Annotated in this window: 20 protein-coding genes; 16 read left to right on the forward strand and 4 right to left on the reverse strand. The window is 70.6% G+C overall.

The window, feature by feature from the left end:
• Positions 1 to 3 precede the first annotated feature (3 nt).
• Genes F7R91_RS21400 through F7R91_RS21460 form a run of 13 tightly spaced genes read left to right on the forward strand, consistent with a single transcriptional unit; the run spans position 4 to position 14,462 of the window.
• A complete protein-coding gene (locus F7R91_RS21400; protein ID WP_150950694.1) occupies positions 4 to 1,533 on the forward strand; it encodes a right-handed parallel beta-helix repeat-containing protein in 1,530 nt (509 codons plus the stop codon).
• Between the two features lies 1 nt (position 1,534).
• Entirely contained in the window at positions 1,535 to 2,839 is a 1,305-nt protein-coding gene (locus F7R91_RS21405) for an O-antigen ligase domain-containing protein (RefSeq protein WP_150950695.1), read from the forward strand.
• 2 nt (positions 2,840 to 2,841) lie between these two features.
• Positions 2,842 to 4,083, forward strand: a complete 1,242-nt coding sequence (locus tag F7R91_RS21410) for a glycosyltransferase (protein WP_150950696.1) — start codon at positions 2,842 to 2,844, stop codon at positions 4,081 to 4,083.
• A complete protein-coding gene (locus F7R91_RS21415; RefSeq protein ID WP_150950697.1) occupies positions 4,080 to 5,330 on the forward strand; it encodes a class I SAM-dependent methyltransferase in 1,251 nt (416 codons plus the stop codon). The genes F7R91_RS21410 and F7R91_RS21415 overlap by 4 nt, the downstream gene beginning before the upstream one ends.
• Entirely contained in the window at positions 5,327 to 6,136 is an 810-nt protein-coding gene (locus F7R91_RS21420; protein ID WP_150950698.1) for a glycosyltransferase family protein, read from the forward strand. The genes F7R91_RS21415 and F7R91_RS21420 overlap by 4 nt, the downstream gene beginning before the upstream one ends.
• A complete protein-coding gene (locus F7R91_RS21425) occupies positions 6,133 to 6,780 on the forward strand; it encodes a PIG-L deacetylase family protein (RefSeq protein WP_150950699.1) in 648 nt (215 codons plus the stop codon). Before F7R91_RS21420 ends, F7R91_RS21425 begins: the two co-directional genes overlap by 4 nt.
• 3 nt (positions 6,781 to 6,783) lie before the next feature.
• Positions 6,784 to 7,809: an NAD-dependent epimerase/dehydratase family protein gene (locus tag F7R91_RS21430; RefSeq protein ID WP_150950700.1), complete on the forward strand. Its 1,026-nt coding sequence runs from the start codon at positions 6,784 to 6,786 to the stop codon at positions 7,807 to 7,809.
• Positions 7,797 to 9,080 (forward strand): DUF4910 domain-containing protein, encoded by a 1,284-nt coding sequence (locus F7R91_RS21435; protein ID WP_150950701.1) that lies wholly within the window; start codon positions 7,797 to 7,799, stop codon positions 9,078 to 9,080. Before F7R91_RS21430 ends, F7R91_RS21435 begins: the two co-directional genes overlap by 13 nt.
• 5 nt (positions 9,081 to 9,085) lie before the next feature.
• A complete protein-coding gene (locus F7R91_RS21440) occupies positions 9,086 to 10,384 on the forward strand; it encodes an MATE family efflux transporter (RefSeq protein WP_150950702.1) in 1,299 nt (432 codons plus the stop codon).
• A complete protein-coding gene (locus tag F7R91_RS21445) occupies positions 10,381 to 11,328 on the forward strand; it encodes a glycosyltransferase family 2 protein (protein WP_150950703.1) in 948 nt (315 codons plus the stop codon). Before F7R91_RS21440 ends, F7R91_RS21445 begins: the two co-directional genes overlap by 4 nt.
• On the forward strand, positions 11,325 to 12,572 hold the full coding sequence (locus tag F7R91_RS21450; RefSeq protein WP_150950704.1) for a polysaccharide pyruvyl transferase family protein: 1,248 nt from the start codon (positions 11,325 to 11,327) through the stop codon (positions 12,570 to 12,572). Before F7R91_RS21445 ends, F7R91_RS21450 begins: the two co-directional genes overlap by 4 nt.
• Positions 12,569 to 13,120 carry a dTDP-4-dehydrorhamnose 3,5-epimerase gene (rfbC, locus tag F7R91_RS21455; RefSeq protein ID WP_150950705.1) on the forward strand — a complete coding sequence of 184 codons (552 nt, stop codon included), beginning with the start codon at positions 12,569 to 12,571 and terminating at the stop codon, positions 13,118 to 13,120. Before F7R91_RS21450 ends, rfbC begins: the two co-directional genes overlap by 4 nt.
• A 7-nt stretch (positions 13,121 to 13,127) precedes the next feature.
• Positions 13,128 to 14,462: a glutamate-1-semialdehyde 2,1-aminomutase gene (locus tag F7R91_RS21460; protein ID WP_150950706.1), complete on the forward strand. Its 1,335-nt coding sequence runs from the start codon at positions 13,128 to 13,130 to the stop codon at positions 14,460 to 14,462.
• Positions 14,463 to 14,469: 7 nt separating this feature from the next.
• Here the strand turns inward: F7R91_RS21460 and F7R91_RS21465 are convergent, their stop codons facing one another.
• The 3 genes from F7R91_RS21465 to F7R91_RS21475 form a co-directional block, all read right to left on the reverse strand.
• Positions 14,470 to 15,144 (reverse strand): phosphatase PAP2 family protein, encoded by a 675-nt coding sequence (locus tag F7R91_RS21465; protein WP_150950707.1) that lies wholly within the window; start codon positions 15,142 to 15,144, stop codon positions 14,470 to 14,472.
• A 273-nt stretch (positions 15,145 to 15,417) separates the two neighbouring features.
• Entirely contained in the window at positions 15,418 to 17,730 is a 2,313-nt protein-coding gene (locus F7R91_RS42850; protein WP_225320727.1) for a BTAD domain-containing putative transcriptional regulator, read from the reverse strand.
• A 448-nt stretch (positions 17,731 to 18,178) separates the two neighbouring features.
• A complete protein-coding gene (locus F7R91_RS21475) occupies positions 18,179 to 19,633 on the reverse strand; it encodes a flavin monoamine oxidase family protein (RefSeq protein ID WP_150950708.1) in 1,455 nt (484 codons plus the stop codon).
• 407 nt (positions 19,634 to 20,040) lie between these two features.
• Between F7R91_RS21475 and F7R91_RS21480 the strand changes: the two genes are divergently transcribed.
• Positions 20,041 to 21,219 (forward strand): acyl-CoA dehydrogenase family protein, encoded by a 1,179-nt coding sequence (locus F7R91_RS21480; RefSeq protein WP_150950709.1) that lies wholly within the window; start codon positions 20,041 to 20,043, stop codon positions 21,217 to 21,219.
• A gap of 55 nt (positions 21,220 to 21,274) precedes the next feature.
• Entirely contained in the window at positions 21,275 to 22,156 is an 882-nt protein-coding gene (locus F7R91_RS21485; protein ID WP_150950710.1) for an NAD(P)-dependent oxidoreductase, read from the forward strand.
• Between the two features lie 260 nt (positions 22,157 to 22,416).
• On the opposite strand, the gene F7R91_RS21490 is transcribed toward F7R91_RS21485, so the two are convergent.
• Positions 22,417 to 24,021 (reverse strand): aspartate aminotransferase family protein, encoded by a 1,605-nt coding sequence (locus tag F7R91_RS21490; RefSeq protein WP_150950711.1) that lies wholly within the window; start codon positions 24,019 to 24,021, stop codon positions 22,417 to 22,419.
• A 180-nt stretch (positions 24,022 to 24,201) separates the two neighbouring features.
• Between F7R91_RS21490 and F7R91_RS21495 the strand changes: the two genes are divergently transcribed.
• Positions 24,202 to 24,750, forward strand: coding sequence for a flavin reductase family protein (locus tag F7R91_RS21495; protein ID WP_191971579.1), 549 nt, complete (start codon positions 24,202 to 24,204; stop codon positions 24,748 to 24,750).
• Positions 24,751 to 24,789: the final 39 nt, after the last annotated feature.

The following is a 24,789-nucleotide window of genomic DNA, read 5'->3' on the forward strand; positions in this document are numbered from 1 at the left end:
CGCGTGGGGAGCAAGAGGCGGCACTGGGCGTGGGCGGCGGCACCGCTGGCGCCGGCCCTGCTGGCGACCGGCTGCGTCAGCACGTCGAGCGCCGGGGCGGAGCCGAAGCCCGTGCCATCCACGTCGGCGGCCCGATCCGTGGCCCGGGTGTGCGCCAACCCCACAGCCGGGCCGGCGAAGGCGCCGACGGGCGCGGTGACGGTCGACCCCGCGGTGGCCGGTGACCTGGCGGCGAAGACCCAGAGCAACCCCCCGAACACCACGTTCTGGCTTCGACCGGGCAAGCACAGGCTCGACCCAAACCGCTACGCCCAGGTCATCCCCAAGAAGGGCAACCGCTACCTCGGTGCGCCGGGCGCGGTGCTCGACGGTGGGAAGAAGAACCAGTACGCGTTCGGCGGCAGCGCCCGCAACGTCACCATCCGCCATCTGACCGTGCAGCGTTTCGTGGCGCCGCCGGACGAGGGCGTGGTCAACCATGACTCGGCCGACGGATGGGTGATCGAGCACGCGACGATCCAGAACAACTCCGGCGCCGGGCTGATGGCCGGTGCCGGCCAGCAGGTTCGCGCCAGCTGCCTGCGCGACAACGGTCAGTACGGCATGAACGCCTACAAGTCCACCGGCCGTATCACCGGCCTGGTGGTCGAGGGCAACGAGATCGTGGGCAACAACACCGGCGACTGGGAGCGGCGGCGGAAGGGCTGCGGCTGCACCGGAGGCATCAAGTTCTGGGCCGTCAACGGCGCCGATGTGCGCGGCAACTGGGTGCACGACAACCGTGGAACCGGGTTGTGGGCGGACACCAACAACAACGACTTCCGCATCGAGAACAACGTGCTCGAGGCCAACGACGGTGCCGCGCTGATCTACGAGATCAGCTACAACGCGGTCATTCGGAACAACACGATCCGGCGGAACAACTGGGTCGAGGGGCGCAGGGCGGCCGAGTCAGGCGACAGCTTCCCGTTCGCGACCGTCTATCTGTCCGAGTCCGGCGGCGAACCACGGATCCGAGCCCGCACCGACAAGATCGAGATCTACCGGAACGTGCTGGAGGACAACTGGTCCGGGATCACCCTGTGGGAGAACGCCGACCGGTTCTGCAACAGCCCGGCCAACACCTCGTCCGGTGACTGCACCTTGCTGGTGAAGGACGTCCACCGCTGCGCGAAGCCGGCGATCGCCACCGCACCGCTCTACGCGGACTGCCGGTGGAAGACCCAGCGGGTGGACATCCACGACAACCGCTTCGTGCTGGACAAGTCCGTCGTCAGGTGCACGGAGAAGTGCGATCGCATGGCAGTGCTCGCCAACTACGGCACCTATCCGGACTGGTCGCCGTACAAGGGCGAGAAGGTGGCCGAGGCGATCACGCACAAGCAGCACAACCGCTGGCACGACAACGTCTACCTCGGACCGTGGAAGTTCGTCGTTCTCGATCAGAGCAGGGTGGTCGGCTTCGGGCAGTGGCGGAGCATGTCCTTCCGGCAGGACGCGGGCAGCACCCTCGCCCCACGGGCCGGTGGTTGAGATGAGCGGAAACCCGCGGCGCGGTGCGCCGCCCGGCGGACCGGCCACGGCGGTCACGCGGCCCGGCGCCGAACCGCGCCCGGCCGGCACACCGAAGATCGTCGGGATCGTCTGGGGACTGCTGATCCTCAACACGCTCGGCTCCGCCGGAGCCAAGACCATCGTCCCGCTGCCCCGCTCCCTCATTCAGATGGTCACCATGGGCGCGCTGGTCGCCGCGTTCGCGCTGGCGCTCGCCGTCAATCCCCGGCTGCGCTTCCGAGCCAGCGCCTACGTGCTCCTGCTCACCCTGCTGCTGGTGCCGAGCGTGATCTCCAGCGCGTACCTGGAGTCAGGGTTCGGGGCGCTGTTCCGCTGCGCCCGGCTGGCTCTCTTCATCGGCACGCTATGGCTGCTCAGCCGCTGGTGGGACGGCGGCCTGACGTTCGTTCGGCACCACATCCGGATGTATTTCGCCGTGCTCGGGTCGGTGGCCGCCGGACTGGCCGTCTCACCGGGTGCGGCCCTGCCCGACCTCTACGGCGGGCGCCTTGTCGGCGCCCTGTGGCCGCTCACCCCGCCGCAGATCGGACAGTACGCCGCGGTGATCATCGGGCTCACCGTGCTGCTCGTACTGGGCCGCCGGACCGACGGGGCCGGCGCGGCGGTCGTCATCGTGCCCTCACTCGTCCTGCTCGCGCTGACCCATACCCGGACGGCCACGCTCGGCCTGTTCATCGGGCTGGCGTTGGCGATCGGCTCGCTCATCCTGACCAGCGCCGCCGCCCGCCGGTTCTTCACCTGGGCGGTGCTGGTCGCCGCGGTGGCCGCGGTGGCGCTCGGCTCCCTGCTCCAGGCGTGGTTCCTGCGCGGACAGAGCAAGGAGAACTTCTCCAGTCTCACCGGTCGGGCCAAGGTCTGGGACGCCCTGCTGGCAGCGCCCCGGACGACGGGGGAGCAGGTGTTCGGCGTGGGCCTGGGCGACAAGTCGTTCGGCGGGCTGCCGATCGACAACAGCTGGCTGGCCGTCTACAACGAGCAGGGTCTGATCGGCGTCGCCCTCGTGGCGGCGATCATCATCGTCCTCGGCGGCGTCGCGTTGCTGCGGCCACCGTCGCTGCAGAGGGCCTGCGCGATCTTCCTGATCAGCTACTGTGCGATCGCGTCGTACACCGAGGCCGGGCTCGGCGACGCCTCGCCGTATCTGCTGCATCTGGCCCTGGCCGCCTCGCTCCTTGCGACACCTGCCGAGGCCGCTCCGCTCTCCCTGCCCGACGTTCCCCGGCGACGCACACCGCGATGGGCCCGCAGATCGGAGGTGACCTGAGCATGCACATCCTCGTGGTGCACAACCGCTACGCCTCGGCGCAGCCGAGCGGGGAGAACAAGGTCGTCGACCAGGAGGTGGAGCTGCTGCGCGCGGCCGGCCACCGGGTCGAGGTGTTCGAGCGGCGCAGCGACTCCATCGCCGCCCGGTCCCTGCTGGGCAAGGCCGCGGTGCCGCTCCTTGTGCCGTGGAACCCGGCGGTCCGCGCGGAGCTGGCCGCCCGGCTGCGCACCGAGCGGCCGGACGTGGTCCACGTCCACAACGTCTTCCCGCTTCTGTCGCCCGCGGTTCTTGCCGCCTGCGCCGACGCCGGGGTGCCCGCCGTCGCCACGCTGCACAACTACACCCAGATCTGTCCGCCCGGCACGCTGCAGCGCGACGGCCGGCCGTGCACCGAGTGCGTCGGCTCCGCACCACTGCCCGCCGTCCGGCACGGCTGTTACCGGAACTCCCGCCTTGCGACGGTGCCGCTCGCAGTCAGCCTGTCGGTCAACCGGCGCCGGTGGTGGTCCGGCGTCGAGCGGTTCTTCTGCATCTCCGCGGCGCAGCGCGACGTCCTCGTGCGGGCCGGCATGCCGGCCGAGCGTCTGGCGGTGAAGCACAACTTCGTGCCCGACCCGGGCACTTGCCGGACAGGCGGGGGAGAGCATCTGCTCTACCTCGGCCGGCTCGCGGAGGCCAAGGGCGTACGGCTGCTCATGGCCGCGTGGGACGAGATCGCGGCGAGCGGCGGTGTGGGCGTGCCGCTCGTGATCGCCGGCGCGGGGCCGCTGGAGCGGGAGGTGACCGCCTGGGCGGCAGACCGGGACGATGTGCGCTACGTCGGCCTGTACGACACGGCGGAGTGCCAGAAGGCCATCGCGCGGTCCGTGGCCGTGGTGGCTCCCTCGACGTGGCTGGAGGCGTTCGGCCTGGTGGTCGTGGAGGCGATGGCGGCCGGGGTCCCGACCGTCGCCGCCGGTCACGGCGCCTTCGTCGAACTCGTCGAGGACGGGGTCACCGGGCTGCTGCACCGGCCGGGCGAGCCCGCTTCGCTCGCGTCCTGCATACGCCGGATCACGGGCGAGCCGGCCCGCAACCAGGAGATGGGCCAGGCGGCCCGGCGCCGTTACGAGCAGGGGTTCAGCCCGGCCGTCGGCCTGGAGCGCCTGGTGGAGGAGTACCGCACCGCGATCGCGGGTCGGTCAGCACTGGCTCGCGGCGGGGACACCCGCGCGAGCAGGGGGGATGGGGACAACAGATGACACGATGCCGACTCTGCGGCTCGGAGGCGATGGCGAGCGTCGTCGATCTCGGGGCGACGCCACCATGTGAGAGCTTTCTCGCCGCCGGCCAACTGGACAAGCCGGAGCCGGCGTACCCGCTGCACCTGCGGGTCTGCACCGACTGCTGGCTCGCGCAGATCCCGCCGTTGATCACGCCGGAGGAGACGTTCAGCGAGTACGCGTACTTCTCCTCCTACTCGACGTCCTGGGTGGAGCACGCGCGCACGTTCGTCGCCGACGCCGTACAGCGGCTTCCTCTCGGCCCCGAGGCCTTCGTGGTCGAGGTGGCGAGCAACGACGGGTACCTGCTGAGGCACGTGGTGGACCGGGGGATCCGCTGCCTCGGCATCGAGCCGTCGGTGAACGTCGGCGCCGCGGCGCGGGAGGCGGGCGTGCCCACCCTCACGGAGTTCCTCTCCCCGGACACCGGCTCGGCCGTCCGCGCCGAGCACGGCCCGGCGGACCTGGTCGTGGCCAACAACGTGTACGCGCACATCCCCGACGTGGTCGGGTTCACCCAGGGGCTGCGCGCCCTGGTCGCCGAGGACGGCTGGGTCTCCATCGAGGTGCAGCACCTGCTGACCCTGATCGAGGAGAACCAGTACGACACGATCTACCACGAGCACTTCCAGTACTACACGGTTGCGTCCGCGACCCGAGCCCTTGCGAGCGGCGGACTCGCGCTCGTGGACGTCGAGCTGCTGCCCACGCACGGCGGCTCCATCCGGCTGTGGGCCCGCCCGGCCGGGGTGGCCGACGAGCCGACGCAGCGGGTGGCCGACGTGCTCGCCCGGGAGAAGGCCGCCGGGCTGCAGGAGCTGTCCGGGTACACCGAGTTCTCCGCCCGGGTGGCCAAGGTGCGCCGGGATCTGCTGCGGTTCCTCATCGAGGCGGCCGAGCGCGGCGAGACGGTCGTCGGCTACGGCGCCCCGGGCAAGGGCAACACTCTGCTCAACCACTGCGGCATCCGGCCCGACCTGCTCCCGTACACGGTCGACCGCAACCCCTACAAGCACGGCAGGTTCACCCCGGGCACCCGCATCCCGATCCTGCCGCCCGAGCAGATAGCCGCCGACGAGCCGGACTACGTCCTGGTCCTCCCGTGGAACCTGCGGGCCGAACTGGTCGAGCAGCTGTCCTTCGTGCACGACTGGGGCGGCCGCCTTGTCTTTCCCATCCCTGAACTGAGCATTGTCGAGGCCGCGTCTCGAAAGGGCACAGCATGAAGGTCGTTCTGTTCTGCGGCGGTTACGGGATGCGGATGCGGAGCGGTGCCGCAGACGACGTGCCCAAGCCGATGGCGATGGTCGGCCCGCGACCGCTGATCTGGCATGTCATGCGCTACTACGCGCACTTCGGGCACACGGAGTTCATCCTGTGCCTCGGCTACGGGGCCCACCACATCAAGGACTTCTTCCTCAACTACGAGGAGACGACGTCCAACGACTTCGTGCTGCGCGGCGGGCGGACCGAGCTGCTGTCCACCGACATCGCCGACTGGACGATCACGTTCGCGCAGACCGGCATCGAGTCGCCGATAGGGGAGCGGCTGCGCCGGGTCCGGCACCACCTGGACGGCGACGAGATGTTCCTCGCCAACTACGCGGACGTGCTCACCGACGCCCCGCTGCCGGAGATGATCGACCGGTTCGCCCGGCGCGACGCCGGGGCGTCGATGATGGTGGTGCCGCCGCAGTCCTCGTTCCACTGCGTGGAGCTGGGCGAGGACGGCCTGGTCGGGGGCATCACCGCGGTGAGCGAGCTGCCGCTGTGGGAGAACGGCGGCTACTTCGTCCTGCGGCAGGAGGTCTTCGACCACATACCGGAGAACGGGGACCTGGTCGCCGACGGATGTGCCCAACTGGCCAAGCGCGGGCGGCTGGTGGCACACCAGCACCGCGGCTTCTGGAAGCCGACCGACACCGTGAAGGAGCGGGCCGCGCTCGACGACGCCTACGCCCGGGGCGACCGCCCGTGGGCCGTGTGGGAACACGACATCGCTTCGCCGGCGCAGCCCGGAGTGCGGGCGTGATCCGGCTCGGGGCCGGGCCCCTGGACCGGATCGTCGCGGTGGGCGCGCACTGCGACGACATCGCCATCGGTGCCGGCGGCACCCTGCTGACGCTGTGCCTTGCGCGGCCGGGTATCCGCGTCGACGCGCTGGTGCTCTCCGGCGGCGGGACCGACAGGGAGCAGGAGGAGCAGGCCGCGCTCGCCGCCTTCTGCCCGGGCGCCGACCTGCGGCTGACCGTGCTCAAGCTGCCGGACGGGCGGATGCCCGCACACTGGGAGGAGGCCAAGGCCGCGGTCGAGGAGCTGCGCGAGCAGACCGAGCCGGACCTGGTCCTCGCCCCGCGTACCGATGACGCGCACCAGGATCACCGCGGCCTGGCGCAGCTGCTGCCCACCGCGTTCCGCGACCACCTCGTGCTCGGCTACGAGATCGTCAAATGGGACGGCGATCTCGGCCGTCCGTCGGTGTACCAGCCGCTGTCGCCGGAGATCGCCGAACAGAAGGTGCGGCTGCTGCAGGAGCACTACCCCTCGCAGCGGCACCGGCCCTGGTACGACCGGGAGGCCTTCCTCGGCCTGGCCCGGATCCGCGGCATCGAATGCCACGCCCGCTACGCCGAGGCGTTCGCCGCCACCAAACTCACGCTCAACCTGGGGGACTGAACTGTGCGCGTACTACTGACCGGACACCAGGGCTACCTGGGCACCGTGATGGCCCCGGTCCTCGCGGCCGCCGGGCACGAGGTCGTCGGCCTGGACGCCGGCCTGTTCGCCGACTGCGTCCTTGGCCCGGCTCCCGCCGACCCGCCGGGGCAGCGGGTGGACCTGCGCGACGTCACGGCCGAACACGTGGCCGGGGTGGACGCCGTGATCCACCTGGCCGCCCTGTCCAACGACCCGCTGGGATCGCTGGCACCGGAGCTCACCTACGACATCAACCACCACGCGTCCGTCCGCCTCGCCCGACTGGCCCGCGACGCCGGAGTGCGGCGCTTCCTGTACGCGTCCACCTGCTCGGTCTACGGCGCCGCAGGCGGTGACGAGCTGGTGACCGAGGACGCCCCGCTGCGCCCGGTGACGCCGTACGCGGAGTCCAAGGTGCGGGTGGAGGACGACCTGCACGCCCTGGCCGACGGCGACTTCACCCCGGTGTTCATGCGCAACGCCACCGCCTTCGGCTACTCACCCCGGCTGCGCGCCGACATCGTGCTGAACAACCTGGTGGGCCACGCGCTCCTGTCCGGCGAGGTCCTGGTGCTCTCCGACGGCACCCCCTGGCGCCCGCTGGTGCACGCCGCGGACATCGCCCGGGCCTTCACGGCCGCACTGACCGCGCCGCGCGAAGCGGTACACGACCGGGCGTTCAACATCGGCAGCGAGATCAACAACGTCACGGTCGCCGAGATCGCCGAGCAGGTCGCCGAGGCGGTGTCCGACTCCAAGGTGGTGATCACCGGGGAGACCGGCGCCGATCCGCGGTCGTACCGGGTGGACTTCTCCCGGTTCCGCGCCGCGATCCCCGGCTTCGACTGCGAGTGGACGGTGAAGCGAGGTGCACTCGAACTCGCCGACGCCTACCGGAAGTTCGGGCTGACCCGGGAGGACTTCGAGCGACGCTTCACCCGGCTCGCCGTGCTGCGCGCGGCGTCCGAGGCCGGCGCCGTCGACGACACCCTGCGGTGGCGCCGATGACCAACGCCGGCGAAGAGATGTACGCCCTGGTGGAGCGGCTGTACCCGCTGTGCCGGAGCATCACCGGCGACGGTGTGCGTGCCACCCTGGAGATCGTCGGCGAGTACGTCCCGCTGCAGGTGCACGAGGTGCCGACCGGGACGCAAGTGCTCGACTGGACGGTGCCGCAGGAGTGGAACATCCGCGACGCGTACATCGCCGACAGCGCCGGCCACAGGGTCGTCGACTTCGCCGCGTCCAGCCTGCACGTGCTCGGCTACAGCGTGCCGGTCTCGGCGACCATGCCCCTGGCCGAGCTGCGCGGACACCTGCACACCCTGCCGGACCACCCGGCATGGGTGCCGTACCGCACGAGTTACTACAAGCCGGACTGGGGGTTCTGCCTGGCCCAGGAGACCTTGGACGCGCTGCCGGACGGCGAGTACGAGGTGTGCATCGACTCCACACTCGCCGACGGGCACCTCACCTACGCCGAGCACGTGGTCCCCGGGGAGGTCCCCGACGAGGTGATCGTCTCCTGCCACGTCTGCCATCCGTCGCTGGCCAACGACAACCTGGCCGGCATCGCGGTGGCGACGTTCCTCGCCCGGGCGCTCGCGGAGCAGACGCCGTACTACACCTACCGGTTCATCTACGCACCCGGCACCATCGGGGCGATCACCTGGCTCGCCCGCAACGCGGAGCGGGTGGAACGGGTCAAGCACGGCCTGGTGCTGGCCTGCGCCGGGGACCCGGGCCGGTTGACGTACAAGCAGAGCCGGCGAGGCGACGCGGAGATCGACCGGGTGATGCGGCACGTCCTTGCCGCCTCCGAACGCCCGCACCACGTCACCGAGTTCACTCCGTACGGCTACGACGAGCGGCAGTACTGCTCGCCCGGGTTCGATCTCGGCGTGGGCTCGCTCACCCGGACCCCGTACGCCGGGTACCCCGAGTACCACACCTCGGCGGACAACCTGGACTTCGTCTCACCGGCGGCGATGGCGGACACGCTCGCCGTCTGCAGTGAGGCGTTCGCCGTCCTCGACCGCAACCGGCGGTACGTCAACCTCAGTCCCTACGGCGAACCACAGCTGGGCCGGCGCGGGTTGTACGACGCGCTCGGCGGCCGCAGCGACACCAAGCAGGCCCAGATGGCCATGCTCTGGGTGCTCAACCTCTCCGACGGCGAGCACAGTCTGCTGGACGTCGCCGAGCGGTCCGGGCTCCCGTTCGACACCGTCGCCGACGCGGCCGGTGCGCTGCGCGGCGCCGGGCTCATCAAGGCATGACGCCGATGACCACCGAGAGGGAGAATCCGCAGACAACGGCGCCACCGGCCGGATCCGGCAAGCGGGCCCTCCTCGGCCGGCTGTCCTGGGGACTGGCCGACCAGGCGGCCTCGAGCATCAGCAACTTCGTGGTGGGCATCTACGTGGCCCGCTCGCTGGGGGTGACCGCGTTCGGTGTGTTCAGCCTGGCCTGGGTGACCTACGGCGTGGTGCTCAACGTCTCCCGCGGGCTGGCCACCGATCCACTCGTGGTGCGCTTCAGCGGCGTTCCGGACACGTCCTGGCGCCGGGCGGTGGCCCGGTCGACGGGCACCGCACTCGGCGTCGGTGCGGCCCTCGGCGCGGCGTGTCTGGTGGCGGGGCTCGGCCTCGGCGGCCGCGTGGGGCCCGCGTTCGCCGCCCTTGGTGTCATGTTGCCGGGGCTCCTGCTCCAGGACGCCTGGCGGTTCTCGTTCTTCGCCGCCGGCACCGGGCAAAAGGCGTTCGTCAACGACGTCGTGTGGGGTGTCGCGCTCGTCCCGGCCATGGTGGTGGCGGCCCGTGTGGGCAGCGTGGCCGCTTTCGTGCTCGCCTGGGGCACGTCGGCCACCGTGGCGGCGGGGTACGGCTACCTCCAGTCCGGCATCCGGCCCCGGATGACCTTGGCGTACGGGTGGCTTCGCGAGCAGCGCGATCTCGGCTACCGATACCTGGTCGAGAACGTCAGCCTCAGCGGCGCCGGCCAGCTGCGGGCGTACGGGCTCGGCGCGATCGTCGGGGTCGGCGCGGTGGGTGCCGTGCGGGGCACCGAGCTCCTGCTCGGCCCGTTCCTCGCCGTGCTGATGGGGCTGTCTCTGGTCACCGTCCCGGAGGCGGCACGGGTGCTGCGGCGGGCCCCGCATCAACTGGGCAGGTTCTGCCTCCTCCTCGGCGGCGGGCAGGCCGCTGCCGCGCTGCTCTGGGGCGGGGCGCTGCTGCTGATGCCGGACCGGCTCGGCGAGCTGGTGCTCGGCGGCGTCTGGCACTCCGCCGCGGAGCTCATCGTGCCGGTCACCATCGGTGTCGCGGGCGCGGGCCTCGGCACCGGCGCGGCGGCCGGGCTGCGCGCGCTCGGCGCGGCCCGGCGCAGCCTGCGCTGCCAGCTGTTCGCCTCCGCCTGTTACGTCGGCGGCGGGCTCGGCGGGGCGGTCGTCGCCGGCACGGTCGGCTCGGCCTGGGGCGTCGCCGCCGCGACCGTCAGCGGCTCAGCCGTGTGGTGGCTGCAGCTGCGGTCCGCCCTGCGCGAGCACCACCTCAACCCCATCCCCGAAGTGAGGACCTCATGACCGCCCGACCCAGGCTGAGCATCGGCCTGCCCGTGTACAACGGCGAGGAGTACCTGGCCGAGTCGCTCGACGCCCTGCTCGGCCAGACCTACGAGGACTTCGAGCTGGTCGTCTCCGACAACGCCTCGACCGACGGGACCCAGGACATCTGCCGCCGGTACGCCGCGAAGGACTCGCGCATCCGGTACCTCCGGCTGCCCCGGAACATCGGCGCCGCACCGAACCACAACTACGTGTTCACCGAGTGCCGCGGCGAGCTGTTCAAGTGGGCCTCGCACGACGACCTGTACGCCCGGGACCTGCTGCGGCGCTGCGTATCGGCGCTGGACGAGCGGCCGGACGTGATCCTCGCGCACTCCGGCCAGGCGGTCATCGACGGCGACGGCCAGGTGACGGTCCCCTACGAGTACGGGCTCGCCACCGACTCGCCGCACGCGCCGGAGCGCTTCCGCAGTTTCCTGTTCGAGCCCGGTGGCGACGACTTCTACGGGGTGATGCGGGCCGACGTGCTGCGCCGGGTGAAGCCGCACGACAGCTACCACCACGCGGACCGCACGTTCGTCGCCGAGATCGTCCTGCACGGGCCCTTCCACCAGGTGCCGGAGCTCTTGTACTTCCGCCGCGACCACCCCACCCGCGCCGAGCGGGCGAACCCTTCCAAGCGCTCCCGGTGCGTCAACCTGGACCCGCGCCGGGCAGGCCCGCTGCACCCGACGCCCCGGCTGCTCATCGAGTACGTCTGGGGCTTCGCCTCGGCGATCCGGCGGGCGCCGTTGTCCCCGGCCGACCGGCGCGCGTGCTTCCGCCACCTGGCCGCCTGGATGACCAGCCGGGTCCGGCCGGGCGCCGGCGAGCGGGTCGAGGACCGCGCCCCGGTCGACCCGGCCCTGCTCACGGTCTCCGTCGACGCCCTCGTCGCCGGCCGTGAGGGGAGGCGGGCATGACGTCCGCGGACGAAACTCGGGTGCGGGTAGGGGTGTTCGGCCTGCTCGGCTCCGGCAACCTCGGCAACGACGGGTCGCTCGAGGCCGTCCTCGGCTACCTCCGCACCGAACATCCGGAGGCGGTCGTGGACGCACTGTGCGGCGGGCCCGAGGCCGTGACGACCCGGTTCGGGATCCCCGCCACACGGCTGCACTGGAACCGTGCGGAGTACCGGACCGCGTCACGTGCGGGCGCGGTCGCGGCGAAGGGTCTCGGCAAACTCGTCGACGTCTTCCGCACCGCCGCCTGGGTGCGCCGGCACGATGTGGTGATCGTGCCGGGCATGGGCGTCCTGGAGGCCACGCTGCCGCTGCGCCCGTGGGGCTTCCCGTACTCACTGTTCCTGCTCTGCGCGAGCGGCCGGCTGCTGCGCACCCGGGTCGCGCTGGTCGGCGTCGGCGCCGCCGAGATCCGCAACCGGCCGACCCGGGCCCTGGTGCGCTGGTCGGCGCGGCTGGCCGCGTACCGGTCGTACCGGGACGCCCAGTCCCGCGACGCGATGCGGGCGATGGGCGTGGACACCGCGCGCGACGAGGTCTACCCGGACCTCGCGTTCGCCCTGCCGACGCCGCGGGCGAGCGGACCCGACAAGCTCTCACTCTCGCCGGGCCCGGTCTGCGTCGGTGTCATGGACTTCCACGGCGGCAACGACGACCGCGGCCGGGCCGAAGAGATATACCGGCGCTACCTCGACGGGACGATCCGGTTCGTCCGCACGCTGGTCGAGGAGGGCAGGCCGGTCCGGCTGCTCACCGGCGACGACTGCGATGCGTCGGTGGTCGCCGCGATCCTCGACGCGGTGGACTCACCGCTGGTCACCGCCGCCGACGCGGCCTCGCTTGCCGACCTGATGAAGGAGACGGCGGCCGCCGACACCGTGGTGGCGACCCGGTACCACAACCTGATCTGCGCGCTGAAAGCCGGCACGCCGACGCTCGCACTCAGCTATGCGGCGAAGAGCGACGCGCTCATGGACCGGATGGGTCTTGGCGCGTACTGCCACCCGGCCCGCGAGGTCGACGCGGGCCGACTTCTCGAACAGTTCCGCGCGCTGGAGCAGGGATCGGCGGAGCTGCGGCAGACCCTCGCCGAGAAGAACCTGATCGCCGCCCGGCAACTCGAGGGCCAGTTCACCGCTTTGACCGCGGCCCTGTTCCCGGCGACAGTCCCTGTTCACGCCCATGCCACGCGGGAGGCTTCATGAAGGCGACCGAAGTCCCGGAGATCGCCGGCGCGTACCTGTTCGAGCCGACGCCGTACGCCGACGAACGCGGCTTCTTCTCCCGCACCTTCGATGCCGACGTGGTCCGCTCGGTGGGCCTCGACCCGCACGCCTTCGTGCAGGACAGCGTGTCCCGCTCGGTCCGGGGTGTGCTGCGCGGCCTGCATCTGCGCTCCGGCGCCGGCGAGGCCAAGCTGGTGCGCTGCTCGTACGGGAGGATCTTCGACGTCGTCGTGGACCTGCGGACGGACTCGCCGACGTACCGCAACGTGGCCTCCTTCGAGCTGTCCGGCGAGACGCAGGTGACCCTGTACATCCCGGCGGGGTGCGCGCACGGCTTCCAGGCGCTGACCGACACCGCCGACACCTCGTACCGGATCGACCGCCCGCACGATCCCTGCGAGGACGTGACGATCGCCTTCGACGACCCGGAGCTCGCCATTCCCTGGCCGCTGCCGGTCACATCGATGTCCCAGCGGGACCGGGAGGCGCCGAGCCTCGCCAAGGTCCTCCAGCAAATCGAGAGTTGAGGTCGGCGTGGCCACCGAAGACACCGAAGAGCTCGGCCTGCCCCGGTCGCGGCAGGCGAACGCACGGCTGCACGCCATGATCCCCGGGGGCGCGCACACCTACGCCAAGGGCGACGACCAGTACCCCGAGAACCTGGCCCCGGTCATCAGCCACGGCCGCGGTGCCCACGTGTGGGACATCGACGGCAACCGCTACATCGAGTACGGGTCCGGCCTGCGATCGGTCAGTCTCGGCCACGCCCACCCACGGGTGATCGAGGCGGTGCGGCGAGAACTCGACCGCGGCAGCAACTTCGTCCGGCCGTCCATCGTGGAGGTCGAGGCCGCGGAACGCTTCCTGGCCACGGTGCCGACCGCCGAGATGGTGAAGTTCGCGAAGAACGGCTCCGACGTCACCACCGCCGCGGTGCGACTCGCCCGCGCCGTCACCGGGCGCCCGCGGGTGGCCATCTGCGGCGACCATCCGTTCTTCTCCGTCGACGACTGGTTCATCGGCACCACGCCGATGTCCGCCGGTATTCCGGAGGCGACCAACGAGCTCACCGTGGCGTTCCCTTACGGGGACCTGGCCGCCACCGAGGCGATGCTCACTCGCTACCAGGACGAGGTCGCCTGCCTGATCCTCGAACCCGCCACCCACACCGAGCCGCCGCCCGGGTACCTGGCCGGCCTGCGCGACCTGGCCGACCGGCACGGCTGCGTACTGATCTTCGATGAGATGATCACCGGCTTGCGCTGGTCCGAGGCGGGCGCCCAGGGCCTGTACGGCGTCGTCCCCGACCTCTCCACGTTCGGCAAGGCGCTGGGCAACGGGTTCGCCGTCTCCGCGCTGGCCGGGCGCCGCGAGCTGATGGAGCGGGGCGGGCTGCGTCACTCCGGCGACCGGGTGTTCCTGCTGTCCACCACCCACGGTGCGGAAACGCACTCCCTGGCAGCCGCGATGGCCGTGCAGACCACCTACGTCGAGGAGAGCATCACGGCGCGGCTGCACGCCCTCGGCGAGAGGCTGGCCGCCGGTGTTCGCGACGCCGCGGCGAGTATGGGCGTCGGGGACCACCTTGTCGTCCGGGGCCGGGCCAGCAACCTGGTCTTCGCCACCCTCGACGAGAACGGGCAGCCGTCGCAGCAGTACCGCACCCTGTTCCTGCGCCGGCTCCTCGCGGGCGGGGTGCTGGCCCCGTCGTTCGTGGTGAGCAGCGCGCTCGACGACGCCGACATCGACCACACCGTCGACGTGGTGGCCCAGGCATGTGCGGTGTACCGGAAGGCCCTGGACGCCGCCGACCCCACCCCCTGGCTGGCCGGGCGGCCGGTGAAGCCCGTATTCCGACGCTTGGCGTGACGTGACGTCAGCGACGCTCCCGCCGACCGGCGTCGGCCGACCGGTCGGCCATCCGGTCGACCAGCCACGCGGTCGCCGGTATCACCGCCAGCGCGGTGCACCAGCCGCCGAGGACGTCGGTCGGGTAGTGCGCGCCCAGGCCGACCTGCGCCCAGCCCATGGCGGCGCCGCCAACCAGCGCCGCGGCGAGCACGAGAGACATGCCGGCCGTCCTGCCGAGGCCGAACCGGCCGGTCGCGAGCAGCGCCACCATGAGGGCGAGCGCGGTGACGAAGGCGGTGTGCCCGCTCGGGTAGGACAGGTTGCCGTCGCCGTGGATGGTGCGTCCTACCAGGTGCTTGAGCAGCGTCGCCGTCCCCACCGTCAGGCCGCCGCCGGCCACGATGAGCACCGCCGCGCGAGGACGCCGAAGCAGCAGGCAGCCCGCCACGGCGGCCAAGACCAGCATCGCGGCTCCGGCGGGCTCGCCCAAGAAGTCCAGTGCCAGAGCGAGGTTCCGCCACGGCGGCCGCAGACTGTCCGCCGTCGGCCGGATGATCCACGTGTCCACCGCGCCGGACTCGCTGTGGCCGGCGTACAGGACCCCGAGCGCGACGACCACCAGCGCGGCGAGGGCCGCGATCAGCCCGAGCCACGGGCGCAGCAACGGGGGCAGCACCGCGGGCGCCGGTCGGCCGGTCACACGCTCACCTCGTCCGGTCGGCGTGCGGAAGTGACCTTCCAGGCGATCCAACGCGAGCCCCTCCGTGGTGTCCGACCCATCCTCCAGCGACCATGACCAACCCGCGTCGTAGCGTCCCTGAAGCCCTGTCCATCATCATGACGCACGGAGACATACGAGCGCCGCTGCCCGCGAACGGCACGGGCACACCCCGTCTGCTGATCGCCGGTGCGTCGTCCCCGGCGACGGCGCTGTGGACCGGGGCCGCCGCAACCGGCCGCGCCGTGCCGGGCCTCAGCCAGGCACGCACACCTCGTCCGAGGAGCAGACGAGCTCGGAGTCGGACGGCTTGTCGAGGAACACCGCGGTGGCGAAGCGTCTGTCCGAGGACCAGTCGGCCTGCCGCTCGATCTCCGGGGCGGCGCCGACGACGACGGTGAGCGGGATACGGCCGGGGAGCTTGGCCATGAGACCGGCGAGCTCTCTGGTCGTCGGGTCCGCGAGGTGCAGGTCGTCGATGATCAGGACGATCGGGCCGTCGTGGGCGACGGCTTCCAGGAAGTACCTCCAGACATCCCTCCACTCCTCGGCGCCCAGCCACTCCGGGGAGCGGTTGGAGGACTCGAAGAGTGAAGTGCAGCGGGCGACCAGCCAGTTGGCGCAGCTCTTGTCGGCGGCCAGGCGCTGGACGGTGGAGCTGACCTTCCTGCGGACCGCCCAGGGGGGATCGGACTTCGTCAAGCCGGAGCACCTGGAGATGATCATCCGGTGCAGGCCGAAGGGACCTGACTCGGTGTCGTCCTTGCTGTTCCAGGTCAGTACCTGGGCACCGTCGAGTTCCCCGGTGGCGAAGTCCCCCAACTGCCGGAGCATCTGGCGGCGGGGTTCGGCGGCGCTGCTCAGCACGGTGATCAGATGCGGTTGCGACCAGCGGCTGCTGTGGGTCATCACGCTCTGGAGAAGGTCGAGTTCGCCTTGGTGGGCGTAGCCGGACACCATGGCGTCGCCCGCGAAAGGCTCGGGCTCGATCACTCCCAGCAGCCTGAAGCGGGTGGGAGCGCCGGGGAGCTCCTCGTATGCGAAGTGTTCCTCGGTTTCCTGGCGGGTGCGGTCGCAGACCAGGGTGTCACCGGAGCCGGCCAGGGCGAGCAGGGACTCGGACTCCTTCACCGTCGCGCCGTACACCCGCGGTGGCAGGCTGCCGCCGAGTGCCTGGCTGACCAGCACCTCGCCCGTGGCAACGGCCGCGCGCAGTTCGGTCCGGCCGGCCATGGGGGCGCCGGCCTCCGTCCCGGCGGGCGCGGTCAGGGCGGTGTGCAGTGCGTCGGCGGCGCGGATCGCGTGCAGGGGGTGGTCGGTGTCGTGCGGGTCGGCAGGGAAGAGGGCGAGGGTGAGCGCCTCCAGCGTGAAGACGACCACGCCGCCGCAGCGCTCGATCTCGTTGTGGACGAGGGTGCCGACGTCGGCCATCACGGTGTCGAGTTGGTCCGGGTCGGTCGAGGCGGGGTCGGGTTCGGCTCGCACGAGTAGCAGGCTGGCCGCCCGGCGTATTGCGGAACTGGCGCTGGGGGCACCGCCGTTGCCCGTCGCCGGGAGAGCCGGGGCCGGGGCGGGGACGGCGACGACCGCCGTGGGGACCGCGTGCGCGACATGGTTCGCACCGGGGTCCGAGGCGTGGAACGTGGGCTGGGCCGGGGGCCGGCCGTCGGGGGCACCGTTGGGGCTGTGCGGCTGAGGCGCGGGTTCCGCCACCGAAGGGGCCGGGACGGGGGTGGTCGGGACGGCGGTGGTGAGGACGGCGGTCGGGGCGGCATGTGCCGCATGGCTCGCATCGGGGGCCGGGCCCAGGGGCGGAGGCGGAGTTGAGGCGGGGGAATGGTGGTCGGGGGCGCCGTTGGGGCTGTGCGACTGAGGCGCGGCCTCTGCCACTGCCAGGAGCACGGCCTCCGCCGTGGTCAGCAGTGGTCCCGCGGTTCCCGGGCGGGCGTGTGGTCTTTCCGGGGCGGGCGGGAGGTGAAGGGAGGGGTCGTGGGTGAGGATGGCCTGCTGGAGCTGGTGGAGCATCCGGCTGGGTTCGAGCCCGAGTTCCTCGACGAGCAATGTGCGCAGCCGGCTGAACACACCGAGCGCGTCCGACTGGCGTCCGCAGCGGTACAGGGCGCGCATGAGCTGGCCGCAGGCCCGTTCGCGCAGCGGCTCGCTCTCCACCAGCGACTCCAGCTCGCCGAGCACCGCGTAGTGCCGCCCGCAGGCGAGTTGGGCTTCGAAGAGGTCTTCGAGGACGTCCAGCCGCAGGTTCTGCAGGGTGGTCAACTCGGGCCACAGCACCCCGACTTCGGTGAGGTCCGCCAGCGCTGGGCCGCGCCACAGCTCCAGCGCGTCATTCAGCAGCGCCGCCGCCGCGTCGGGTTCACCGGCCTCCAGCCGGGAACGTCCCTCCTTCACCCAGCGGTGGAACAGATGCAGATCTATGCGGTCGAGTGAGACGTCCAGGGAATAGCCGGGTGGCTGGGTGCGTAAGGCGACCGGCGCGTCAGCGTCCGCGTCGGTGACGAGCTTGCGACGCAGGCTCCAGATCGAGTTCTGCAGGATCTTGCGGGCGGTCATGGGAGGTTCTTCGACGCTCCACAGAGCCTTCAGCAGCTTGCTGATGGGGACTGTCTGGTTGGGGTGGAGGAGGAGGTATCCGAGTGTCGCTCGCTGTTTGCTTCCTCCCAGAGTGATCGGCTGCCCTTCTGCTATGACCTCTAACGGACCCAACAACCTGAACCACATATTTCCTCAGCAAGTGGTCGACGGTCGGCGCAGGGCTCCCCCCCTAAATACGCCAGGAACAGACCAATGCTACTAAGAGCCAGAGCCATTATCACGGCCGTCTGTGCGGTGTCAGCGTGTCGTAAGGTGTGAGATCGGTGAGGAAAGGTCGACCGGCCTGTGTCGTTGCGTGGACCGCAACCTCCTTTTGAATTTTGGTCGTTGGACCGGTGGGGCTGACCGCCCCGACCGGGTGGCCGCCCGCAAGGAGCGCGACCACCCGGCTGTGGACCGGCTTGGTTCAGCTTGTCGCAGAGGCGTACCTGACGGTCAGGTCGGCGGCGAGACCGGCGGCGCGGATGCCGGTCTCGATGGCGCCGTCCACGTAACCGCCCCAGCCGGTAGCGATGTCACTGCCCGCGAAGACGAGGCGACCGTGCGGCTGGCGGACGGCGCGCAGCAGACCGAGGAGCTGACCGGGGCGCCGGAAGGTCCAACCGCCCTTGGCGTAGGCGTCCTTGCCCCAGTCGTGGCCCTTGACGGACAGGACCTTGGTGCCCGGGAGCACCTCACTGATGGCGCTCTGGACCTGGGACACGCTGTTGGCGTCCAGATTGGGGTTGACGCTGAAGCCGATGAGTACCGAGCCCTGGCTCGATGTGTCGGCGTGGGCGAGGACCAGGTCGAGCGGCGCGCCGCTCTTGCCGTTCACGAGCGGGCGGCCGATGTCGCCCTGGACCTGGATGAAGACCTTCTTGGCCGTCGGCACACCGACGGTCTGCGAGCTCATCCGGGAGAACTCGGCCGGCAGGCCGGAGGAGAAGTTGATGGTGTTCCAGACGTTGGCCGGTACGGCGACGACCACGGCCGCGGCGTCGTACACGACACCGCCCGCGGTCACCTGAACCCGGGAACCGGTGTCGGCGACCTTGGTGACGGGCGCCTTGTAGACGACGGTGGCGCCGGACTCGGCGAGCATCTTGCGGATGACGCCGCTCATGCCGCCGACCGGACGGGTGACGTTGATGCCGTGGAACGTCTCGGTGTTGTAGCCGCACAGCGCCCACCAGTGGGCGAGCTGGGTGAGCGAGCCACGCTCGAAGCCGCCGCCGTAGGCGCCGGTGGTGGCGCTCACCCAGTTCTGTTCCAGCGTGGACAGCCGGAGCTGGCGTGCCCGGTCGCCGAGGGTCAGCTTGTCGAGGTCGACCAGCAGGTCCTCGCGGTAGAAGGGGTCGTAGGCGCGCGGCAGATACTCCTGCGCGCCCTCGACGAACTTCCGCAGGAGGGCGTCCTGGTTGTCGAGGAAGGTCAGATCGTGCCGGGCGTAGCCGCCGGACTCCGTGGCGAACACCGTGAAGTCGGGGTTCGGGTCGTCCACCGTGGCGATGCCGAGGCGCTGGACCTCGTTCCAGATCAGGGTCTGGCTGGGGTGGATCCAGGTGGCGCCGAACTCGATCGGCAGCCCCGAGAAGGTGCTGGACCAGGCTCGGCCGCCGACGCGGTCGCGGGCTTCGAGGATCAGCGTGCGCTTGCCCCTGGCCTTGAGCTCACGCGCGGCCGCCACGCCGGCGAAGCCGCCGCCGATGACGATCGCGTCGTAGCTGCGCGGCCCGGCCTCGGTCTCCCCGGCCGCGACAGCGGTTCCGGACGAGGCGAGGCCGGCGGCGCCCAGCGCGCCCGCGGCGGCACCGGCCTTGAGTATCGCGCGGCGCGAGGTGAGCGCTCTCCCGAAGAAGGTCTTGTTCTTGGGCTTCATTCCAGTCCCCTTGGTACACAACGTGGTCCGTTGTCCAGGAATCAAGCGGTGCGTGGACACCTGAACGGTCGACCACCTTAGTTGCGGTTTGGCTGAAAGCGATTCGAGATTGGCACTGGCCGATAATCGCCCGTCCCATCGCGTTTAGAAGTCGATTGAGATCGGGCGGTTACCGGGCGGTGGGCCGGCGGTGGGTGCCTGCGGTCCGGGCTCTGATAACTTGCGTGAGGCAGTCCAAAATTGCGTCCTGGCCTTGGTGTACGGGGATGAGAGGACGGTTACTCGCTCGTGGCCGAGGAATGGCCACGCTCGGTTAATTTGTTCGGGTCCTGAAATGGCAATGGGCGGCGAAAACTTGACCTGCGTCCCATGCCTTTCACCCCCGCCGAACTCACCAAGGAGCCGGGATGGCCGTCAGGTCGACTGAAGCCGAGAACATTCTGAAGGCAGTACGGGACATCGTTCCGACGCTGCGTGCGAACGGCCTTGAGTCCGAGGACCAGCGCTGGATCGTCCAGGAGAACATCGACCTCCTGGAGAAGGCCGGTGCCTTCCGTATCGCCGTGCCGAAGCGCTTCGGCGGACTGGACCTGACGCTGAAGGAGCAGGTCGAGATTCTGACCGAGATCTCCCGCGGCTGCGGGTCCACCGGCTGGGTGGCCGTGGCCTGGATCTCCAGCGCCTGGATGGCCACGCTGTACCCGCTCGAGGCCCAGGAGGAGATCTTCAGGGGCGGCTCGGTGCGGATCTCCGGCGGCTTCACGCCGACCGCCAAGATCGTTGCCACGGAGGGCGGTTACCGCCTCAACGGCTCCTGGCGCTTCAACTCCGGTGTCCGCGGAGCCCACTGGGACCTGCTCGCCGCCGAGCTGGAGCACGCCGACGGCAGCGTCGAAGAGGTCTACGCCATGGTTCCGGTGGAGGAGCTCACGATCGCCGACGACTGGCATGTCTCGGCCGCCATCGCCACCGGCAGCTCGACATCCACCGCGACGGACGTCTTCGTGCCCGCCCACCGGGTCATCACACTCGAGGCAGCCGTCCTGGGCACCAGCGGCGGCGGCGCCGTCAACGGCTCCAGGGGCCGCGACTACAGCCTGATCAGCTTCGTCGTCGCCGAGTCCGTCGCCGCGTACATCGGTATGGCCCGGGCCGCGTACGAGGACATCGTCGCCACGGTCAAGGGCAAGCCGCTCGCGTACAGCAATGTGACCGACCAGGCGCAGCACCCGCTGACCCAGATTCAGATCGCGCTGGCCCACGGCAAGATCGAGGCCGCCGAGGCGCTCGCCGAGACCTATCTGACCGTCCTGCAGGAGCGCGCCGACGCCGGCGAGCAACCGACCCTGGACGAGAAGGCGGAGGTACGCGGCAAGGCCGGCGTCGCCATCCTGCTCACCCAGGGGGCACTTGAGGCCCTCCACTCCATCAGCGGTGCCGGCTCGCTCTCCCGCAAGGCACACTTCCAGCGCTTCTACCGCGACCTTCAGGGACTCGCCCGGCACGGCCTGATGGCCCCGAACATGAGCCTCGAGGTGTACGGCCGCACGCTGCTCGGCCTCGATCCCGACAGCCTTTTCCTGTGAGACTCCGCCCCCCGGCGGCGTATTGGTTCAACGAAGAATAATGAGGAGCAAGTCAATGTCGAACACGAACCAGGGCCCGGTGACCGTCCTCGGTCTGGGAATGATGGGCGCGGCCCTGGCCACCGCCTTTGTGAAGAACGGCAACGCCACCACCGTCTGGAACCGTTCCGCGAGCAAGGCGGACGCGCTGGTGGCGGAGGGCGCGGTCTTCGCCCCGGACATCAAGAAGGCGATCGCGGCCAGCCCGGTCGTCGTGGCCTGTGTCTCGACCTACGAGGTGCTGAACGAGCTGCTGGCCGGCGCGGCCGACGAGCTCAAGGGCAAGGTCGTCGTCAACCTCACCTCGGGCACCCCCGAGGACGCCCGCGCCTGCGCCCGCTGGGCCGAGCAGAACGGGGTGCGGTACCTGGACGGTGCCATCATGGCCGTCCCGCAGATGATCGGCCTGCCCCAGGCCCTGATCTTCTACGCCGGTTCCCAGGAGCTGTTCGCCGAGCACGAGGAGCTGCTGAAGCTGCTGGCGGGCACGAATGTGTACCTGGGTGAGGACACCGGTGTCCCGCTGGTCTACGACCTCGGTCTGCTGTCGCTGCTGTGGTCGAGCCTCGCGGGATACTTCCACGCCGTGGCACTCGTCAACTCGGCCGGGGTCTCGGCGGAGGCCTTCACGCCGTTCGCCCTGACCTGGATCGAGCATGTCATCACCCCGGCGATCCCGCCGAGCGCCCAGGAGATCGACTCGGCCTCCTTCGAGACCGAGGTCTCCAGCCTCAATGTGAACAAGGCCGCGATCGAGCACCTGGTCGCCACGAGCAAGCAGCTGGGGATCAACAGCGACTTCTCGTCCGCCATCCAGGCGCTGATCGAGCGTCGCGTCGCGCAGGGGCACGGTACGCACAGCCTGGCCAGCCTGGTGGAGGCGTTCAAGCAGGGCTGACCGCGCGGCGCCCCGCCAGGGTGTGACGCGCAGAGTGAGGGCAGGAACCGCTGGGCGGGACATGGCATGCGTGCCGGGTCCCGCCCAGCGGCGTGACCCTGAGGGCTCTCGCGTGGGGGCGCCGCTGTGAGCGAAGGCCGGTGGCCGGGACGCGCTCTCGTCCCGGCCACCGGCCTTCGTCCGCGCTTCGCTCCCTACGCGGTGGTCTTACGGCGGTGGTCTTACGCGGTGGTCTTACGCGGTGGTCGTACGTGATGGTCTTACGGGGTGGGCAGTGCCAAGGGCCGCTGATAGCCGCCCCGGATGATGTCGCAGGTGTCCCGCAGGGCCGACTCCAGCCAGGCGATGTCGTCGTCCGACAGCTGGATGGACGGCTCGAAGCGCAGGGTGCCGGGGGCGCTCGCGGTCGGGAAGGTACGGACCCGGTGGGCTCGCAGCAGGTGGCCTGCGACCAGATAGCCGAACAGGCCCGCCCGGGCGGCCTCGGCGACCGGGGGAGCCGCGGCGCCGGACTGGTCGTGGAACTCCAGACCCAGCATCAGGCCGCGGCCCCGCACGTCCTTGACGACCTCGGGGAAGTCGTCGCGCACGGAGCCCAGCACGGCCAGCAGCCGGTCACCCAGCTCGGCGGCCCTGCGGTAGGCGGCGCCGTCGTCGGCCTCCAGGAGCTCCAGGACCTTCAGGGCGATGCGGTTGGAGAAGCCGTCCTTGGCGAAGGTCGAGCTGTGGATCAGCTCGAACTGGCCCTGGTAGCGCGAGGCGCGGACCAGGAGCACCGAGATCTTGGCGAGGCCACCGCCGAGGCTCTTGGCGAGGGTGTAGTAGTCACCGCGCAGCCCGAGCCGGGTGCCGGCCAGGAAGTCACCGGTGCGGCCCATACCGCTCTGGATCTCGTCCACGATGACCGGTGTGCCGACCTCCGCGCAGACCTCCTGGATCTCCCGGACGAACTCCGGCGACAGCTCGCGGATGCCTCCTTCACCCTGGACGGGCTCCAGAATGAACGCGCAGATGACCGGCGATTCCTGCTCGGACACCCGGACCTGACCGTCCTCCACGACCAGGCCGAGCAGTGTGCCGCGCTCCTCGTCGACGATCTTGCGCAGAGCACCCGGCTGGTCCAGTGGGACGAACCGGGCCTGCGCGGCCAGGGCCCGGAACGGGGTGCGGTAGCCCTCGTTGTGAGTGAGCTGCACCGTGCTGACCAGCTTGCCGTGGAAGGAGCCCTCCGGGGTCAGGAAGACCGGCGGGCGCTGGGCCTGGGCCTCGTTGTGGGCGTTGATGTGGTCGATCAGTTCGTCCAGCGCGGCCGCACCGGCGGCGTGCGGGCCCAGGCCGAGGCGGGTGAAGACCTCGGTGGGCACCGTCGCCGAGCCGTCGCGTACGGCCTCGCGGACCGCGGCGAGACCGCTGCCGATGGACTCCAGCAGTGCGCCGAGGCGGATGCCCCGGTCCATCTCGGCGTGCTTGACGGCGGCCTCGTTGGCCTCGGCGCCGGTGTTGGCGAACACGGCGAAGAACGGCTCCGCGTCGCCGGTCTCCCGCCGTACGATCCGGTTCAGGGCGAGCGCCAGCTCGGCGGCCTCCGGGTGCAACGAGAACTGGGAGTGCACCGGAACACCGGCGTCCAGCAACTCCTTCGCGTACGCGGTGATGGCGGGGTTGTTGTGGCCCAGCAGGAGCGAACCGTATCCGCCCGCGTAGTCCACCACGGGGATCTCGCCGCCGTCCTCGCCCCGTTGATAAAGAATGTTCCCCTCGGCCCTGACATATTCGGCGTCGAGGCCCGCGGAGGCCAGGACGGCCCCCAAGTGGGGCTCGGCCAGCTGAGGTTCTTCGGCAGAGACATTCGATGCATCGGTCATGCGGCCAACATCGCTGAATGCGCGCCAACGTGTGGTAACGCCACGGTCATCGACCATCGCGGTGCCGGTCCAAGGGGCACGATTACCTGGCAATTGAGCACTGGAAAGTGTCGAGCGGATACTTTTTCGTTCAGCCCTTTGTTGCGTAGGGGCCGTCACACCCGAATCCGAAGAGGGGAAATGACTCCTGCATCCGCAGAGCTCGAACCCGCAGCCTCGCGGACGGGGCTGCGCGCGTCCGCCGAGGCCGCTTCCTTGCGGGAAGTGATGTCGCAGTTCGCCACCGGGGTCACCGTGCTCACGGTGGGCGGCGACCACATCCACGCCATGACCGCGAATGCCTTCAGCTCGGTTTCGCTCACTCCGCCGACCGTGCTGGTCTCCATCGACCACAGTGCCGTCATGTTCGACGAAATGACCGGGGGAGGGCACTTCGGCGTGAACATCCTGGCAGCCCGACAGGAGCCGCTCGCCCGGCACTTCGCGGACAAGAAACGCACGCTCGGCCGTGCGCAGTTCGACGACGTCGAATGGACGCCGGGCGAACACACGGGCGCCCCGCTGCTGGCCGGCGCGCTCGCCTGGCTGGAGTGCGACGTGATCGACGCGCATGTCTCCGGCGACCACACCATCTTCGTCGGCAGAGTGCTGGACTGCCGACGCGGCAGCGACGACCCCGCGCTGACGTTCTTCGACGGGACGTTCGGCCGCGCACCGCGTGCCGCCTGAAGACTCCGCGCGCCGGCGGGCACGCGGCCGCACCACACC

The sequence above is a fragment of the Streptomyces luteolifulvus genome (assembly GCF_008806595.1).
Classification (GTDB): Bacteria; Actinomycetota; Actinomycetes; order Streptomycetales; family Streptomycetaceae; genus Streptomyces; species Streptomyces luteolifulvus.

Excerpts from the sequence above, each read along its gene's own strand:
- F7R91_RS21405 (WP_150950695.1), top strand. The coding sequence starts at position 1,535 with ATGAGCGGAAACCCGCGGCGCGGTGCGCCGCCCGGCGGACCGGCCACG.
- F7R91_RS21410 (WP_150950696.1), top strand. The coding sequence starts at position 2,842 with ATGCACATCCTCGTGGTGCACAACCGCTACGCCTCGGCGCAGCCGAGC.
- F7R91_RS21415 (WP_150950697.1), top strand. The coding sequence starts at position 4,080 with ATGACACGATGCCGACTCTGCGGCTCGGAGGCGATGGCGAGCGTCGTC.
- F7R91_RS21420 (WP_150950698.1), top strand. The coding sequence starts at position 5,327 with ATGAAGGTCGTTCTGTTCTGCGGCGGTTACGGGATGCGGATGCGGAGC.
- F7R91_RS21440 (WP_150950702.1), top strand. The coding sequence starts at position 9,086 with ATGACCACCGAGAGGGAGAATCCGCAGACAACGGCGCCACCGGCCGGA.
- F7R91_RS21445 (WP_150950703.1), top strand. The coding sequence starts at position 10,381 with ATGACCGCCCGACCCAGGCTGAGCATCGGCCTGCCCGTGTACAACGGC.
- F7R91_RS21450 (WP_150950704.1), top strand. The coding sequence starts at position 11,325 with ATGACGTCCGCGGACGAAACTCGGGTGCGGGTAGGGGTGTTCGGCCTG.
- rfbC (WP_150950705.1), top strand. The coding sequence starts at position 12,569 with ATGAAGGCGACCGAAGTCCCGGAGATCGCCGGCGCGTACCTGTTCGAG.
- F7R91_RS42850 (WP_225320727.1), bottom strand. The coding sequence starts at position 17,730 with ATGACCGCCCGCAAGATCCTGCAGAACTCGATCTGGAGCCTGCGTCGC.
- F7R91_RS21475 (WP_150950708.1), bottom strand. The coding sequence starts at position 19,633 with ATGAAGCCCAAGAACAAGACCTTCTTCGGGAGAGCGCTCACCTCGCGC.
- F7R91_RS21480 (WP_150950709.1), top strand. The coding sequence starts at position 20,041 with ATGGCCGTCAGGTCGACTGAAGCCGAGAACATTCTGAAGGCAGTACGG.
- F7R91_RS21485 (WP_150950710.1), top strand. The coding sequence starts at position 21,275 with ATGTCGAACACGAACCAGGGCCCGGTGACCGTCCTCGGTCTGGGAATG.
- F7R91_RS21490 (WP_150950711.1), bottom strand. The coding sequence starts at position 24,021 with ATGACCGATGCATCGAATGTCTCTGCCGAAGAACCTCAGCTGGCCGAG.
- F7R91_RS21495 (WP_191971579.1), top strand. The coding sequence starts at position 24,202 with ATGACTCCTGCATCCGCAGAGCTCGAACCCGCAGCCTCGCGGACGGGG.